The following is a 15863-nucleotide window of genomic DNA, read 5'->3' as shown; positions in this document are numbered from 1 at the left end:
TTTCATACATTCTATTACCAATAATTATGGTGCCTTTATGATGATTCATCCTCAGTATGATCCCGTAGCGCTTTCCTTGGGTCCATTGGAAGTGCACTGGTATGGGCTAATGTATTTGCTAGCCTTTGCTGCCGCTTACGGTTTGGCTTGGTATCGCAGTACCAAACGCGACAATTGGACCACCGACATGGTCTCTGACTTAGTCTTTTATGGCGCGCTTGGTGTCATCTTAGGCGGTCGTATTGGCTATGTGCTGTTTTATCAGTTCGGTGAATTACTCCAAAACCCTGCCTATATATTAAAAGTCTGGGAAGGCGGTATGTCTTTCCACGGCGGCTTTATCGGCGTCATGCTAGGTATGTGGTTCTTTGCCCGTAAATATAAAAAGACTACCTTTCAAGTATTCGATTTTATCGTTCCTTGTGTACCAACCGGCTTACTGTTTGGGCGTATCGGCAACTATATCAATGGCGAATTATGGGGTCGCGTCTCAGACGGTGGCTATAACTGGCTGACCTACTTTCCGCAAGCCGCGGCGTTTGATATGGAGCAATTACAGAGCAATCCACAATTGCAAGAATTGATGATTGAAGTCAATGGTCAATACATATTGCCTCGTCATCCATCACAGCTATATGAAGCCTTTGCCGAAGGTCTGCTGCTATTTATATTCTTATGGTGGTATTCATCAAAACCACGTCCACGTATGGCCGCCTCCGCTGTATTCTTACTAGGCTATGGCATCAGCCGCTTTATCATTGAATTCTTCCGCCAGCCAGATGCTGACCAAGGATTCATATTATTAGGTTGGATGACCAAAGGGCAAATCTTAAGCGCGCCGATGATTATCGCCGGCTTAATCATGCTGATTTATGCTTACAAACGCGGTATTTATGATTGGGGTAAGCAGTCTGCATATTAGAAATAAGTGTCGAGGTGCATGAACAAATAAATATAAATGCAGTTCTAACAAGATACATTCCATTTGCAGAATTAATACCTATGTTAGTACAAGGATTTTTATTCCTAAACCTAATTTTTTCATCAGATAGTGGAACTTCAAAAGCTAAAAATAAATTTGGATATGTAACTTTTTATGTCAATGTAACCTATTTTAGATGTTATCTGTCTTTAAAATAACCAATTTCTTAGAAATTAATACAAGGAACTACATGATGTATCGCAACAATTACGAGCCTTTCCTAAAAAGTGTGTAACTGCTTATAATCCACTAACAGGAGAATAAGCAATGACTACTCAATCTGACATTAAAAAACTGGCCGAGCAAATGGCTGGTAGTATGAAAAGCTTCGATGACATCAAAGACTTTCAGAAGCAACTCATGCAGTCCTTTATCGACACTGCCCTTGAAGCTGAGATGGAAGATCATCTCGGCTACCCCAAGCATGAGAAAGCAGATAAACCAAACAAGCGCAACGGACACACTAAAAAGACCGTCCGCAGTGATACAGGCGATCTTGAGATCTCCACCCCAAGAGACCGTCATGGTGACTTTGAACCTACACTCGTGCGCAAGCATCAAACCCGTATTAGCGGCCTTGATGATAAAATCATATTCCTTTACGCCAAGGGTCAAACCACCACCGAGATTGTAGAGAGCATTAAAGAGCTCTATGACGTCGACATCTCAAGCTCTCTTGTCTCAAGAGTCACCGATAACATATTAGAGGACATCACCGCTTGGCAGAACCGGCCGCTGAGCAGTGTTTATCCTATCGTCTACTTAGACTGCATTGTCGTCAAAGTTCGTCAGGACAAGCAGATCATCAACAAAGCTATCTATCTGGCCTTAGGCGTTGCTCTTGATGGTAAAAAAGAGCTGCTTGGCATGTGGCTATCAGAGAACGAGGGCGCTAAATTCTGGCTTGGTGTTCTCACTGAACTACAAAACCGCGGCGTACAAGACATCTTAATCGCTTGTGTTGACGGTCTAAAGGGCTTCCCTGATGCCATTAACACCGTCTATCCAAAGGCACAGGTTCAGCTGTGTATCGTACACATGGTGCGCTATTCAATGAAGTTTGTGCCGTGGACGGATAAAAAGGCCGTAGCGGCTGATCTAAAGGCCATTTACGGCGCTGATACCCTTGAGATGGCAGAGGCCAATCTTGAGCACTTTGATGAGGTGTGGGGTGATAAGTATCCGCATGTGGTTAAGTCTTGGCGTAATAACTGGGAGGGCTTAACGGTGTTCTTTGGCTACCCTAAAGACATTAGAAAAGTCATATATACCACCAATGCTATTGAGTCGCTAAACAGTGTGATTCGGACAGCGGTGAATAAGCGTAAGGTGTTCCCGTCTGATCAGGCAGCGTTTAAAGTGGTGTACTTAGCCACCCAGCAGGCATCCAAAAAGTGGTCGATGCCTATTCGTAACTGGACGTCTGCTCTTAATCGCTTTATGATTATGTTTGATGATCGTATCAGTAAGCATTTAATCTAAAGGGCAGTTACACAGAATTCGGGATGGGCTCACAATTACGTAAGATTACATAGTTCCTTAGCGAATTAAAATTCATATTGACACTATAAATTAGTATATTATTTTAATAATTGGTTAAACCCTATATAGCATAATTACTTCACCCACTAAAAAAACGTTTGAGGATTAAATCTAAATTAAGGATTTAATCCTCAAACGTTTTTTTCTGCTTATCAAACAGGAGATATTGTTGTCAGGTTGGTCAGCTATATTCTATAAATGTTACACGAAATTACATTATAAAATAGGTATTTTTTATCATTTTATAAGCTTAAAAAGAGCTTTTATCAGATTTTTATTAGTGATGACATGCTTTACAGCCTATGCTAAAGTCCGATTTGTGTTTTGGCTAACAGTTTGATTTCCAATAAATTTATAAGGTTTTAGCGAAATCGTTGATAATGCCGGCCGCCTATGGAATAAGGGTTTGCAGCATAATTATTAGTCACCACAATGTGTATATTCTTGAGTTGTTGAGATTTAATTGACTGCTCTGTTATGGGCAACAGACCATTTTGAATTAACCGTAGGTATTAGATTTATGAAACAGGCCTTATTGATTTTGTCAGTACTGGGTATGGGCATAGCACAAACGAGTACTGCTGCTGTAACGACCTTTCAAACAAGTAATAATATAACCAATATTTCTGCGGCATCAAACTACAGTTCGTCAAAAAATATTTATAGCACCAAAAGTGGTACTTATGTTTCTAGCAATGATGAAATCAGTCAAGCAATTAGCAACTTAAGTGCGCAGGCTCAACAAAAAGAGAAACAGCTTTCGTTATCAAGTAGCCGCTTATATGCTGAAAGACAACAGCAGCAAGTCAATACTATCCCTGATAGCAATTCAGCACCCGCTATCGCTGCTGCTCGCGCTTCACGAGTGGCTCTATCTAGCAGCTCTGGATACTGTGCCCGTTACGTACGTAAAGCACTACAATCAGCTGGTTATGAGTTCACTCCAAATCCTTCAGCCTATCAGTACGCTACTCGTGGCACACTTGAGAAAGCAGGTTTCAGCAAAATCAGCAATGATATGCCAACCCAAGTAGGTGATGTTATTGTCTATGATCGCTCATCAAAGCGTCCACATGGCCATATTCAAATTTTCGATGGTACAAATTGGATTTCTGACTTCCGTCAGAACAGTATCAGCCCATACAGTGGTGTCTATGCTTATACGACATGGCGTGATTCAAAATATGTGGATGACGCATCCGCATCAGATCGTAATATCTACCTTGCTATGAATGATAAATAAGACCTGAGAAGTCAGCACAACATATTTATTGCTTTTCTCCAACCCAGTAGTGATCTTACTATCATTGCTGGGTTTTTTTGTGCTTAACATCAGGGTGTATTTAACCTTTCATGATTTGATCAGTCAGAAATAGACACTACTGATATCATTACTCATTACAAGAATTATCGGCAAGCGCGTTTAAGATGCCACATGATACCGCTTGTGCACTACCTGCACATTTCTGGCGCAAAACTGAGAAATTTTTGGATTGCTAGCATTACAAGACAAATTACGAAACGACGCTCATGAAGATGTGGCTTAGCTCAAAGCGTATGGGTAAACCACCCCGAGTTCGTCGTACTCTCTAAGACTGTTTAGTCTCCGAAAACCTGAGGCGGTTCAGATGGTTTTTTGAGAGATTATGACACTCTCAAAGCGATTTGAAGTACTTGAGAAAGTTGATTATGATAGCACCTAAAGATTTACCAGAGTCATATCGAAAGACTAAACAAAAAAATGCCTCTGGGAGTTGACTCCCAGAGGCATTTAGTTTTAAATATAGATAACGGTTACAGCGTGTTGACGCACCCTGTAACGAACAAATAAGCACACAGACTGCGTTATTTGAACAGCATTAAATGCCCGTTTAGGGTCATTTTATCCAAAAACTGCTTTCATATCAACCTTATTCACTATACATTTTAAAAACTGCTTGTTCGCTCGTTACATCCTTGTGCTGCTCTCTTTGTACCCGTTACCCGTCAAATGGGTGGCAGGCCTCGGCGACGACTGCGTTTGACACAGGGGTAAGCTCTCGACAGGGGGTTCTAGACATATTGAGCAACGCAATGAGTGGTTACTCGTGCATATCGTAGCGGTATATTGGGTTTATGCCCTTGCTAGCGTATGACAGCACAGTAGCGGTTAAGAGCGTGTCTAGGCGGTGCTATCAGCCGTAATCTTAACAACCGTAGCTTGATACAGTGATACGGTCTTGATGACGCGATGGGCGATGAAGTCGGCATGACTAATCACATCAAATCCAAGGAATGCACTAAAGCGATTGTGAGTATTTTATCTACTCATAATCGCTTTAGGGTGAGTGTTCCTTGAAATCTGCTCAAGGCTCCAAAATCAGCATAAATTCACTTAGGCTAATTTAAGTAGTATATAGCCCACTCGGCTATATACTATAAGAGTCCAGAGAAAAATTTAGAATAGTTATTATACAGCAGTCACTTATTCAGTGAGTCGATATTGTCATGGTTGATTCATAAGCTTAGTGTGAATAGAACGAGATCTATGCCTTGGGTAAACTACCTCCCAAACTTATAACTGTTCTTTATCTTGAAATCCTAATTAAACTGAAACCTCGAATACTTTTATTTAGTCAGCATCCAAAGTATTATCTTTGTTTTGAATAAGTATTAGAGCATCTTGTGCTTTCTTAAGTTGATCTTGTAACAGAGTCACTTGTTCCTGCTTTGATAAATGACGGCTTGATAGCTCGCTATATTGTTTATTCAATACGCTATGCTCGGCTTCAAGCTTAGCCTGAGTTTGAGTCAGCTGATTATTAAGTCCTGATAGCTTGTCACGTTCAGCGGTGACTGCCTTTAACTCTCCTTTGATCTCTGCGGTAGCCGTTTGTATATCATTCCGCTCAGTGGTGACTGCCTTTAGCTCTGACTTAGTATTTTTAAGTTCAATCTTTAAACGTGCAATCTCTGCCTTATCACTATCAGCTGTGGCTTTAAGCGTGGCTACCTCACCAAGACTGCTAGTCAGCTCTATAGATTGCTTATCTAATGCATTACTCACCTCTGCAAGCTGTGATTGCGCGGTCTTAGCCTTAGTGCGTTCAAGCTCTAATTCATGCCTAGTATCTAATAGCGTCTGTTTGGTAGCGTCATGGTCAGCTGTGGCTTGCTGTGCGCTTTTAGTTGCTGTTTCCGCAGTGCCGGTCACCTCGTCCAGTTGCTGTAGTAAATCCGCTTGTTCCCCCTCCAAGGTCTTAACCGCTTCTTGCGCTTCGTCCATCTCTGCTTGTGCCTTGATCTTAACCACCTCTAAAGCTTCACGCTCTTTAGACAATCTATCATTAGCCATATCAATAGCCGTCTGCCACATATCAGCCCCAAGCGTGTGCAAGCGTTCTGTGATACCACTAGGTAAGTCTACTTGCTGTAGCTCTTGCTCTTCTTGCTGTTCTCGCTTCCAGCTTTGCATAGCATCACTGATAGTCGTGAATGATCCACCGCCTAGCGCCTTACGCACCTCTGCCAGTGTCGGCTTAACCCCTTGCTCTTGTAATTGGTCTGCTGCTGCATGAATATCTTGTATCGTGAGTGCCATGATTTTGTATCCCTTAATAGTATATTGTAGTATGTTGTATATAATATACTACAATATACAACATACTACAATATAGAATGTAAAAAAACCCCAAGTAATCTTGAGGTCATGTGCTTGTTATTTAATGCCTAGTGATCGGTTAGGTATTCTTCTAGGGCATCGTTGATCATGTCTTGATAGTTACCGCCTGTTTGCTTAGCTCTGTCCTTGAATTTGGTAAGGATACTTGGGCTAATGACACTGGTTTCCGTAGACAACGCTTGAGATTTGATACTGCCACGGATCGCGCCTGACCAGTCGGTGACTTCTGGAATGTCCGATAAATCAATGTCGTCATCGCTAAGCGTGGCTAGATGCTCTGAGTCTGCTTGCTGCTTAGCAGTTAGTGGCGGTAATTCGTCTATTTTATCATCTAACGCCGTAAAACCACGTCCTTCTAGGGCGTGGATATCAGGCGTCAGTCGTTGTCGCCCAGTATGGCGAACCCCTTGATACCCAACTGCATTGAGATCATAATTACTCCATGAAAACGCTCAAACTACGCATCAAAGACAAACACGCCACTCAGCTCAATATCTTAGCTGGGGCAGTCAACTTTGTCTGGAACTACGTCAATGAGCTAAGTTTTAAACATTTACAGCGCACGGGCAAATTCTTTTCAGCCTATGACTTGGCCGCTTATACTAAAGGGGCGGGTGAATACCTGAATCTGCACAGTCAAACCTTGCAAGCGATCAGTGAGGTTCACGCTAAATCCCGTAAACAGTTTAAAAAAGCCAAACTCAACTGGCGTACCAATAACCCAAAAGCCAAGAGAAGAAGCTTGGGCTGGATTCCGTTTAAAAAGACCGCCATTAAGCACCTAACAACCCGTCAGTCAGGCAAGAAAAGCCTTAAATCTACTATTCAGCTAAGCCTCGCTAAAGGCAAAAAGCTGATCATTGATTTGTGGGATAGCTATAACCTCTCGCTCTATACCATCAATACTTGTGAGCTGGTACAAGATGCACGAGGTCACTGGTACGCCTGTATCACCGTCAAAGAATTTCCAAAAACAGTTTGTGGTACGGGCCAAGTCGGTATTGATTTAGGCTGTAAAGATGCCGCAGTCAGTAGTGAGGGTGATCAGCTACAAATCAAAGTCACCCATCAATACGCAGAAAAACTGGCCATCGCTCAACGTGCCAAAAACAAAAAACGGGTTAAGGTCATTCATGCCAAGATTAAAAACACCCGCCAAGATCTGATTCATAAATTCACATCAAAGCTTGTCAAAGCCAACAGCTTAATCGTTGTTGGTAAAATCAAATCAAACTCATTCACTTCATCCAAACTGGCCAAATCCGTCTATGATGCTGGTTGGTTTGAGATTAAGCGGCAACTGGATTATAAATGCGCGAACGCAGGTTGCCACTATATCGAAGTCAATGAAGCGTACACCACCCAAACCTGCTCGTGTTGCGGCTCTCGCCAAGACAGTCCGAAAGGTAGAGAAGGTCTTGGTATAAGAGCATGGTTTTGTCGTTCTTGTAAAACGACCCATAACAGAGATGTTAATGGAGCAAAAAACATTCTCGCGGTCGGGCTTGGCCGTCTTTAGTAGGAATCCCCGTTCCTTTAGGTCGGGGAGGAAGTCAATCTGTGGTAACGTGATCAGAGGTATAGTCATTATTAGCAATTATATGGCGTCGTATGACCACATAAGGTTTGTTATCGAATGTTTAGGTCGAAATACTAACCAATATATTTAGACGTCTCTACAGAGCTTTCTCGTTCGTTTTAGGACACATAGCCAGAATGGAAAATAAAAAAGTGCCTGATTCTTAGGATCAAGCACTTTTGTGAACTAACACTGTTTACTTAATAATGATATCGGCACTGAACGATGATAATGGCATCATCTTGAACCTCATAAACCAGTCTATGCTCTTGATCAATGCGACGCGACCAATAGCCTGCCAGATCGTGTTTGAGTGGTTCAGGTTTACCAATACCCTCAAATGGGTCACGTTTGATGGCTTTAATCAGCTTACTTATTTGCTTGACCTTCTCTTTGCTGGTTTTTTGCCAGTATTCGTAGTCCTCCCACGCATCCTGTGTCCAAGATAAGATCAAGCGTCCACCTCATCATCACAAGTCAATAATGCGTCATCCGTATTGATGTCATGCTCGATTAAACGACCCGCCTTAGCATCGGCTATAGAGCGTCTGAGGCGCTTGGCATTAGTGGGGCTTTTTAGCAGATGAAGCGTTTCCTCATATGAATTAAACTCTTCTAAACTCATGAGTACCGCAGGTTTGGCGTTTTGTCTAGTAATCACGATCGGCGATTTGTCGGTATCTACCTTATCGATATATTTGGCTAGGCCCTTTCTAAAATCAGTGTAGTTCACAACATCCATAACGATTACTCCGTGTTTGGTCATATTTATTTGTATGACTGATATTATATACCATAGCTGTACTTATATCTGTACAGTTATTTTTACACTGATTTATTTATGGCGCTGGCCGCTCAATCCGTAATCACCCGCAGAAGTTTGTGGCGGCGTATTAAGATTAGAGGGTTTTTGATAATCAAAGGATAACGGCACGGTATTGGTTTGCGCCACTTGAGTTAAGAACAATTTGATTGCTTGAGACGGCGTTAATCCATAGCTTTCAAACACGGCAAAGGCGCTATCCTTGAGCTCTTGATCGAGCCTGATATTATAATTGGTTGTCGTCATGGCATTACAAATGGCTTATATATGTACGTACAATATAAACCATTTGTAATGCCAAAACTACTAAGCATGCTTTTTTCATATTATGATTTCTGCTTAGGGAACGTATAGCCTATCGCCAGTAAGTGCTTTTTGTGGGTCTTTAAAAAAGCCTCATCTCTTAATTGAGTGTGTAACCAACTAATAACTTCTTGAGTGCTTTTACCTGATGGTGCGTAACTACCAAACGGTGAGTAGTTAGCCAACAAAGGGGCAAAACGATCAATTTGCTTAACGGTTAGAGGTGGGATATCTCTATCCTCATTATTCTGATTTAGGCCCTCCTGTCCTTTTTTCTTAGTTGGCTTGGCCTTGACGGTGAATGTCAAACCTGTAACTGTGCGTCCACGTTTGATGTTTTCATAGGTGATTTTGATGTCGGTTTTCTGATTAATTTCTTTTATGGGTCCATCAACTGCATTCTCTTTCAAATTGTTGATGCGCTCATACGACTTAGGCGTGCCAAGTTCTTGCCTATATTGATCTAAAGTCATAGAAAAACCACCCTTCCCCTCAGACTTTTTTGCTAGATGGTAAAGGTCTAACGAGTAAGTCAATTTGAGGTTTAAGATATCTTCTTTTAAATATTTAGTGTAAGGGTTGAGCTTATCAAAAACCTGAAGTAAGTATATTACCTCATCTGTAAAATGCATCGATATATAGCCATCTGCATATTTCGACCTGATTAGCCATTGAACCTCTGTATCATCACCATCCTTATCCTCATAAATGAATGTACGCTTCATTAATTTTTTGCTAGCTGATTTCATTTGCTTATAAGCCGAGTTTCTATCTATTCCGCTAAGCTTAGCAAATTCAGAAGACGCAACCTCTATCGGTGTTTTTTCAGTAGCATTATTAACCCTAACCAATGGGCTCGCTAGAATAATGATGCGCTTCTCATCAATAGACATCTCTCTAAAAGCTTGAGTAATTTTATTCTGCATAACAATCCATTTTTCAGGATATTTTTTTTCGTATAGCTCGACATCATTCATTATGACAACCTCATTATGCTAGTTACTTTAAGATACTAGCATAATGCGGGATAAAAGTAGCATTTAAACGGGATAAAAGTAGCATAATGCGGGATAAAAGTAGCATAATGCGGGATAAAAGTAGCATAATAGAGTGCGTAACCCTTTAATAGCAAAGCTTACAGACTGTCTAAAAGTCTTTAAAAGTTTTTAAAAGTAAAAAATATATTTTTATTTTAAATAATAAGGAAAAAACCAAAAAACCGACGGATTTAAGATGATAATTTGATCGACCAATCACTTGTAAAACTGATCAGTAGCTCAGAATGCAATTGTCCACTTACTTAATGTTATTCCACGTTCGCATGGTTCGGATCAAGCTTAGATCTTTGAAGATCTTCAAAAGCATGGTCAAAGATATTTTGAATATCTTCGTCTGTCATTCTGGACAACCCTGTTTTCACATTCTCAATATCAGTCTCATTTTTTGTAGATAGTTTGTCTTCATTTTCAGTAGCCATTATCGACACATCTGTAAACACTTATCAAACCGTTGCTAAAAAGCCTAGAAACCACTCTTATATACGTTTTACGCTCTGTCCGATACGATGGTAGCTAAAGCTATTCTAAAACGCTTAAAACAGCCGATAACCGTCTCCTAACCTTTCGCTAATTAGTAGACGATCCAGCTGTACCTTCAATTAGGCGATTTCGAGTAGCTACTGTGATGATGAATAAATATCAAGCAATGAACCGTGGTCACTGTCCTGACTGTTTTTAGGTGGTGTAAAGCTGCTTGGTACCACCTCAGCTTTACTTTGTATTTTATTGGCAATTGCTTTCAAAAATTCACGGTGCTTTTTCAAACGAGCATATTTTTCATTATCGTGTGCGTCTAAAAAAATAGCTTGCAGTTCATGATTATCATCATCGTCTAATGCGTTGGCCAACCACTCCCCCAATATTTTATGTGCTTCAAGCCTGTCCTGATCAATCTCTTTTTTAAGAGCCTGTAATTGCTTAATCTTATTTGCGAATAAATCATCTGATATTACTGACATTACCTCATCCTTTTTTTAGCCAACTATGATAGAGTTGATCCTAGCAGTACATACATAGGTATGCAAGGTAGTAAAATACACAAGACCACATCTTTTCGTGGGCGCAGTAGTATTTTAACCCTCTGTTAAGAGCGAACTTAGGAGTTTATGTAAAAAAGACCCACAAGGGGTACTGTTTTTTTACATAAACTCCGTCGTTCGGCAGGGGGCGAACCCCCTACAACCCCCAAAAAATCATCTCTCAATATTGGGTTTTTTTGCTATGAATAATAAAGGATTTCATCTATCGGTTAGCGCTGTTAGTAAGGCGAAAAATCATAGCGTGGTGGCAAAGTCGGCTTATAATTCTGGCTCAAAACTGGTTGATGAACAGTCAGGAGTCGTCCACGATTACACCAGTAAAGCTAAAGACAAAATCTTAAATTTAGTGGACAGTGATGGTACTAAATACACGCAAGTTGTTGAGAAAAATGTGGTGCATACGGCGTTGTTAACGCCAACTATTGCTGGGGATCTAGCAGTGACACGTGAGGGTTTCTGGAATGATATTGAACGCATTGAGACTCGTAAAAACGCGCAATTGGGTACTGAGATTGATGTGATGTTTCCTGATGGGATCACCGCGGATCAGCGTATAGTTCTGGTCGAGCGCTACGCTCAAACCTTATCTGATCGCTATAACGTGCTTGTCGATGTGGCCATTCATCGGCCCCACAGTCACGAGAAACATGTGGGGGAGGTTGAAGTGGTTGAGCTGACCAGTCGTAACTTTCATGCCCATATTTTACTCTCAAGCCGTGAGATAGTAGCGGATGTTGAGGGTTATGCTTTATCAGCACGCAAGAATTGGTTGCAGTGGTCAACGGAGGAGCGGTTATCTAAGGGGTTAAACGGACGCGGCGATGAGCTTAAATATCAACGCACCCTTTGGGCGGATATGGCCAATGAGCTACTGCCTAAGAATAAAACCATTAGTGAGAAATCCTACCGTGAGCTGGGCATCAATCGTTTACCAAAAATGAAACTGGGTAAATCACTATATAAGGATATTCTCAAAGGCAATCGTTCAGTGATTCACGAGTACAACGAGACGATTGATGAGATCAATGCTTACATTGAAAAAAATGGTTTAGTAATTGAGTACGACGACAAGGGACGTATTGACCTAGAAAGCAATGAACAAGAGGTTAACGGCGTCACAATACATTATAAAAAGCGTAAACCCTTTGCGCGAATTGAGCTCAGTAATATCCGCTTTGTAGATCCTGCCGCTGAACTTGAACCCGCTATCCCTAAAAGTAACAGTCAGACGCATAGTGATGCGGCCAATGATCACGTACTTGATGAGCTTTTAGCAATCTCAGCCGACTTTGTGAGTCAAAAAAAGATGGTACGCAGCGCCTTATTTTCAACCATTGATGCGCTGCATGAAGAGTTAGCGCACCAGTCTAAACAGATTATTACCATTGATAAAAACATTAAGAGTACCCAGCGGTTCACCGAGGAGGTGGGACAGGATTTTAGTGACCCCCGCCAAAAAATGATTGAGCTTGCTAGGCAGATAAGCACAAAAGAGCAAAGTGAGGCACTAAAGGCGGCTTTAGCGTTGGTTGAGGAGTTTAGACAAGATGATACCCTACAAACAGGCCGCGCTGTTAGCCGTCTTGAAGAGCAGCTGTCACAGATTGATAAAACGGTGCTGAACAATAAAACGGTTTTAAAAAAGCTGATCCCGCTTAATAATGAAGTCATTGCTGACTACAAAGGGTTGAAGGCCACGCTAAAACCCTTTGCCGCAAAGCTGAATAAACTGGCGACTGGCTTTAAAGCTCTTGATGAGATTGATATTGAAAAATCCGACTTATCCTTACAGTGGGATCAAGCGTTTTCGGATCTACAAGATATAGACGTCACCAATAACATGGACACTTATCATAAGTTTGCCGCATTTGCAGATCTGGATGTTGAGCGCTTTAAATATCTTCAAAAAGAGCGTGAGGTGCTCAGTACGTTAAAAGCGGTAGAGATAAACGCGGATGCTGATACTCGTTTGACGGCATTGGCCGCTGATGTTAAAGCGTTTAAGACCACCAATAATGAAGACATCAAACAGTTAAAGCAGCAAATTAATACCAGTAAAAAGACTTATCAGCGCTTATCACCGTTTTATGAGCAGCGTATCGCCTTACTGGATCAAAGTGAGGCGGTGATCGTGCAAGATGATGATTTATACGATGAAATCATAAGTACCAAGACTACTCAGTTGAATGCAGATCGGCTTGAGGACTGGCGCAGCCGTACTATGGCGCTGCAATATCAGCTCAACAAAGCGCATGAGCAAGCAAAGCTTAAGAAAGAGGCTGAGCGCGCACGAGAGGAGGCTTTGATCAGGCGGCGAGAAACCTTAAAACAGAGGCGGCAGCAGGCATCTCTTAAGCGTCAGCGAATCAATGAGACCAAAGCATATCGAGATCGATTTGACAATTTAGTGGTACGGGTGCGTAACCGCGTTAATACCCTTGATTTTAAGGCCGTTGATGCACCGATCGAAGTGATCAACGCGGCTGAGGCGGTTGCCGCACAAGCATTTATATTCACTACTCTAAAACACACTGACAGCTTTACGACACTACAAAAAAGTTTACGAGACACCGATGCCAAAAAAATTGCAACGCAGGTGCAGAAGACAGCAACGACGCTATGGCAACAGCTTGAGCGCTTGCCTGACAATCAAGATAAGGTCGAGGTGTTAACGAAAATCAATGAGCGCTTTGAGCACGTTCCTGCTATCACCATAGATGGGGCAACGCTCACACAAACTGTGACAGATCACCTGCAAAAAACGAAGAACGCCATCCAAGCGCATGAACAAGCACAAACACGCCGCTACTCCTCACCACGCCCATTTTAGGCGGCATTATAATAATGAGTACCCCATGAATAAAGACAATAGCAATGAGCAAGACATACACGATCAAATTGTTAACCTAGTGACTTCATTGACTCCGGTCATTGGGGCCTTGCGTGAGCTGATTAAGCGAGCCGATGATGCGGTAGCGAGGCGGCTTGAGCGTTCGCTTAGCGGTATTGATAGCAAGGTGAATGAGGTGTCTTCTGCCATTGAAGAATTAGGTAGTAGCGCAAGCACGACTTCGCAGGCATTGAGTCAGTATCAAGAACTCGTGTTAAAGCAGCTACAAGCGGCAGTGACTGCTTTTACTGACAATGAGATGCCGCGTCGTTATGATGACAAAATAGCAGGCATCATCACCGATATGAAACAGCAGATTGATACGGCTGTAGAGTCGATCGTTACTGCTAAAAACGACAGCATAGAGGTACAAATCAGTACCATGCAAGCGGTGGCTGATAAACTTAGCGCAAGCGCTGACAATCTAGCCCTATTCACCAATCAGTACCAAGCTGGTCATAAGCAGATTATTGAAGATATTGAGACCTTTGAGACCACCACCAAAACGCGGATTGAGCAGGTCGAGGCTAGAGCTAGTAAAGACTTGGACAAAATTCATAAGTCCATTGAGACTATGAGTATTAAAAGGATTGCAGCCGCTGTCGCAGCGGGTACGATGGCTGTGATAATAAGTTTGGTGGCCCTGGTATTTTGGTATGTGCCAAGCTTTGATGAGATTGCAGAGATGAAATACCAGCAAGCAGAGCTACAGCGCGGCATCGATGAGCTTGAAACGGGTTGGAAACAGGCCTTTAATAATGCTCAAAGTGCGCAGTTTATTTTGGCTTGTGATGTTAATAAAGAGCAGCCTGATGCAATCAGCTGGTGCGTTAGAGCAGACAGTAAGAGTGTTTTGAGAGATGAGAGAGGCTTTGTTTATTATAAAATAGCTGGGGTGCCGCGTGCAGAGCCGACTGAGTAAAGACGTATGGTAATAGTGAGCTATATTGCCCAAAAGTGCGTCTTCTAAAACATATAAGACTGAAAAAAGGCTTGTTTGATTGTCGTTATCTTTGTCTATATTAAAAAGCCAGATAATGACACTTTATCTGGCTTTAAGGGTTATTGTTTCTTGTTAAACAAGAAGTCTGTAAATATAAGCTAAAGTGACTAGGCTGCTTGGTCAGTATGAGCTGTGACCAACTCTATAAAGGCGGTTTCAAGGGTGCTTAACGTATAATCATCAATCATAAGACCGTCATCTAGCTGTCGTTGCACCCAGACATAAATCGCTTCATCATTATAAAGGATAGCGTCAACACCAAGTAATGATGCCAGTTGTACGCCCTGCTGTATTTGTAAGCTGAATAACAGCTGAGAGGCTAAAGCTTTAGTCTGTTCACTAAACCATGTGCAGCTGTTGAGCCGCGATAAATTAGTGTTCATAGATATTCTCCTATAGATTATTGTATGTAAATAATGGATAAAATGACCTACTACAGGTCAAATTATACCTATATTTTAATCTATTGCAAGAGAAAATGACCTTCTAAAGGTCTTTTTATGCGTCTAAAGGTGATAATGTCTTATGAGCGAGGGTGTTCACTCAGGCGTTTCACTGCTGTCCTCATTTATAATTTCATATAAATCACCAACATTGATTCTAAGATACGTGCATAAAGACTCGATGACATCTAGATCAACTCGGGTGGCTTCTTCATGATACATGCGAGTAATGGTGCCACGATTGATACCAGTATCTCTTGCGACATCGGCAATTTTAAGGCGTCTTTCGCCCATAATGGTCGATAAGTGACACTTCACCATAGTGGTTTCCTCATTAACGATTGGTGGTTTTTGATTGGTGAGCGGATTATAACGAATATGAGCGGCTAAAGTATTCCTTTTAGTAGCTCAAATTGATATCCAATAGCGGCAATTTACCTAGTAGTAGGCAGTTTATTATGCTGTCTTTGATACAGGACGTCTATCATGATGGATATGCGCTAGTTAGAAAAGGTGATGCTATTTTTACTATGAAGTAT

15 protein-coding genes are annotated in these 15863 nt (G+C 41.7%); 6 read left to right on the top strand and 9 right to left on the bottom strand.

Annotated features, from left to right (window positions below):
• Positions 1 to 37: 37 nt before the first annotated feature.
• The 3 genes from lgt to CXF60_RS08715 all read left to right on the top strand — a co-directional run bounded on the left by lgt (position 38) and on the right by CXF60_RS08715 (position 3767).
• Positions 38 to 922, top strand: coding sequence for a prolipoprotein diacylglyceryl transferase (gene lgt / locus CXF60_RS08725; protein ID WP_011959981.1), 885 nt, complete (start codon positions 38 to 40; stop codon positions 920 to 922).
• A gap of 327 nt (positions 923 to 1249) precedes the next feature.
• Complete coding sequence (locus tag CXF60_RS08720) at positions 1250 to 2464, top strand: IS256 family transposase (RefSeq protein ID WP_102091621.1); 1215 nt, start codon at positions 1250 to 1252, stop codon at positions 2462 to 2464.
• Positions 2465 to 3044: 580 nt separating this feature from the next.
• On the top strand, positions 3045 to 3767 hold the full coding sequence (locus tag CXF60_RS08715) for a CHAP domain-containing protein (RefSeq protein ID WP_102091620.1): 723 nt from the start codon (positions 3045 to 3047) through the stop codon (positions 3765 to 3767).
• A 1368-nt stretch (positions 3768 to 5135) separates the two neighbouring features.
• Here the strand turns inward: CXF60_RS08715 and CXF60_RS08705 are convergent.
• Positions 5136 to 6104 (bottom strand): DNA-binding protein, encoded by a 969-nt coding sequence (locus CXF60_RS08705; RefSeq protein WP_025652670.1) that lies wholly within the window; start codon positions 6102 to 6104, stop codon positions 5136 to 5138.
• Between the two features lie 523 nt (positions 6105 to 6627).
• Here CXF60_RS08705 and CXF60_RS08700 point away from each other — a divergent pair.
• The gene (locus CXF60_RS08700) at positions 6628 to 7704 is read left to right on the top strand and encodes an RNA-guided endonuclease InsQ/TnpB family protein (RefSeq protein WP_101211256.1); all 1077 of its coding nucleotides are present in this window, start codon (positions 6628 to 6630) and stop codon (positions 7702 to 7704) included.
• A gap of 260 nt (positions 7705 to 7964) precedes the next feature.
• On the opposite strand, the gene CXF60_RS08695 is transcribed toward CXF60_RS08700, so the two are convergent.
• The 6 genes from CXF60_RS08695 to CXF60_RS08675 all read right to left on the bottom strand — a co-directional run bounded on the left by CXF60_RS08695 (position 7965) and on the right by CXF60_RS08675 (position 10907).
• On the bottom strand, positions 7965 to 8219 hold the full coding sequence (locus tag CXF60_RS08695) for a Txe/YoeB family addiction module toxin (protein ID WP_025652646.1): 255 nt from the start codon (positions 8217 to 8219) through the stop codon (positions 7965 to 7967).
• A complete protein-coding gene (locus CXF60_RS08690; RefSeq protein ID WP_025652647.1) occupies positions 8216 to 8506 on the bottom strand; it encodes a type II toxin-antitoxin system Phd/YefM family antitoxin in 291 nt (96 codons plus the stop codon). The genes CXF60_RS08695 and CXF60_RS08690 overlap by 4 nt, the downstream gene beginning before the upstream one ends.
• A gap of 93 nt (positions 8507 to 8599) precedes the next feature.
• Positions 8600 to 8833: a type II toxin-antitoxin system RelB/DinJ family antitoxin gene (locus CXF60_RS08685; RefSeq protein ID WP_025652648.1), complete on the bottom strand. Its 234-nt coding sequence runs from the start codon at positions 8831 to 8833 to the stop codon at positions 8600 to 8602.
• 80 nt (positions 8834 to 8913) lie between these two features.
• Positions 8914 to 9867, bottom strand: a complete 954-nt coding sequence (locus CXF60_RS08680) for a replication initiation protein (RefSeq protein WP_045448300.1) — start codon at positions 9865 to 9867, stop codon at positions 8914 to 8916.
• Between the two features lie 329 nt (positions 9868 to 10196).
• Positions 10197 to 10367: a hypothetical protein gene (locus CXF60_RS14450; RefSeq protein ID WP_157292455.1), complete on the bottom strand. Its 171-nt coding sequence runs from the start codon at positions 10365 to 10367 to the stop codon at positions 10197 to 10199.
• Between the two features lie 198 nt (positions 10368 to 10565).
• Complete coding sequence (locus CXF60_RS08675) at positions 10566 to 10907, bottom strand: hypothetical protein (protein WP_025652650.1); 342 nt, start codon at positions 10905 to 10907, stop codon at positions 10566 to 10568.
• 262 nt (positions 10908 to 11169) lie between these two features.
• On the opposite strand from CXF60_RS08675, the gene CXF60_RS08670 reads away from it, so the two are divergent.
• Together CXF60_RS08670 and CXF60_RS08665 are read left to right on the top strand one after the other, a co-directional pair.
• Positions 11170 to 13818 carry a MobA/MobL family protein gene (locus CXF60_RS08670; protein WP_102091619.1) on the top strand — a complete coding sequence of 883 codons (2649 nt, stop codon included), beginning with the start codon at positions 11170 to 11172 and terminating at the stop codon, positions 13816 to 13818.
• Positions 13819 to 13843: 25 nt separating this feature from the next.
• Entirely contained in the window at positions 13844 to 14800 is a 957-nt protein-coding gene (locus CXF60_RS08665) for a hypothetical protein (RefSeq protein WP_102091618.1), read from the top strand.
• A gap of 188 nt (positions 14801 to 14988) precedes the next feature.
• On the opposite strand, the gene CXF60_RS08660 is transcribed toward CXF60_RS08665, so the two are convergent.
• Both CXF60_RS08660 and CXF60_RS08655 read right to left on the bottom strand, forming a co-directional pair.
• Positions 14989 to 15264, bottom strand: a complete 276-nt coding sequence (locus tag CXF60_RS08660) for a hypothetical protein (RefSeq protein ID WP_058368517.1) — start codon at positions 15262 to 15264, stop codon at positions 14989 to 14991.
• Positions 15265 to 15420: 156 nt separating this feature from the next.
• A complete protein-coding gene (locus CXF60_RS08655) occupies positions 15421 to 15645 on the bottom strand; it encodes a helix-turn-helix domain-containing protein (protein WP_058368516.1) in 225 nt (74 codons plus the stop codon).
• Positions 15646 to 15863: the final 218 nt, after the last annotated feature.

This window comes from Psychrobacter sp. 4Bb, from assembly GCF_002836735.1.
Classification (GTDB): domain Bacteria; phylum Pseudomonadota; class Gammaproteobacteria; order Pseudomonadales; family Moraxellaceae; genus Psychrobacter.
This window is presented reverse-complemented; position numbering and strand designations above follow the sequence as displayed.

Bases quoted from the DNA above. Each gene is read 5' to 3' on its own strand.
- CXF60_RS08675 (WP_025652650.1), bottom strand. From the start codon at position 10,907: ATGTCAGTAATATCAGATGATTTATTCGCAAATAAGATTAAGCAATTA.
- CXF60_RS08680 (WP_045448300.1), bottom strand. From the start codon at position 9,867: ATGAATGATGTCGAGCTATACGAAAAAAAATATCCTGAAAAATGGATT.
- CXF60_RS08655 (WP_058368516.1), bottom strand. From the start codon at position 15,645: ATGGTGAAGTGTCACTTATCGACCATTATGGGCGAAAGACGCCTTAAA.
- CXF60_RS08670 (WP_102091619.1), top strand. From the start codon at position 11,170: ATGAATAATAAAGGATTTCATCTATCGGTTAGCGCTGTTAGTAAGGCG.
- CXF60_RS08660 (WP_058368517.1), bottom strand. From the start codon at position 15,264: ATGAACACTAATTTATCGCGGCTCAACAGCTGCACATGGTTTAGTGAA.
- CXF60_RS08665 (WP_102091618.1), top strand. From the start codon at position 13,844: ATGAATAAAGACAATAGCAATGAGCAAGACATACACGATCAAATTGTT.
- CXF60_RS08705 (WP_025652670.1), bottom strand. From the start codon at position 6,104: ATGGCACTCACGATACAAGATATTCATGCAGCAGCAGACCAATTACAA.
- CXF60_RS08690 (WP_025652647.1), bottom strand. From the start codon at position 8,506: ATGGATGTTGTGAACTACACTGATTTTAGAAAGGGCCTAGCCAAATAT.
- CXF60_RS08700 (WP_101211256.1), top strand. From the start codon at position 6,628: ATGAAAACGCTCAAACTACGCATCAAAGACAAACACGCCACTCAGCTC.
- CXF60_RS08685 (WP_025652648.1), bottom strand. From the start codon at position 8,833: ATGACGACAACCAATTATAATATCAGGCTCGATCAAGAGCTCAAGGAT.
- lgt (WP_011959981.1), top strand. From the start codon at position 38: ATGATGATTCATCCTCAGTATGATCCCGTAGCGCTTTCCTTGGGTCCA.
- CXF60_RS08715 (WP_102091620.1), top strand. From the start codon at position 3,045: ATGAAACAGGCCTTATTGATTTTGTCAGTACTGGGTATGGGCATAGCA.
- CXF60_RS14450 (WP_157292455.1), bottom strand. From the start codon at position 10,367: ATGGCTACTGAAAATGAAGACAAACTATCTACAAAAAATGAGACTGAT.
- CXF60_RS08720 (WP_102091621.1), top strand. From the start codon at position 1,250: ATGACTACTCAATCTGACATTAAAAAACTGGCCGAGCAAATGGCTGGT.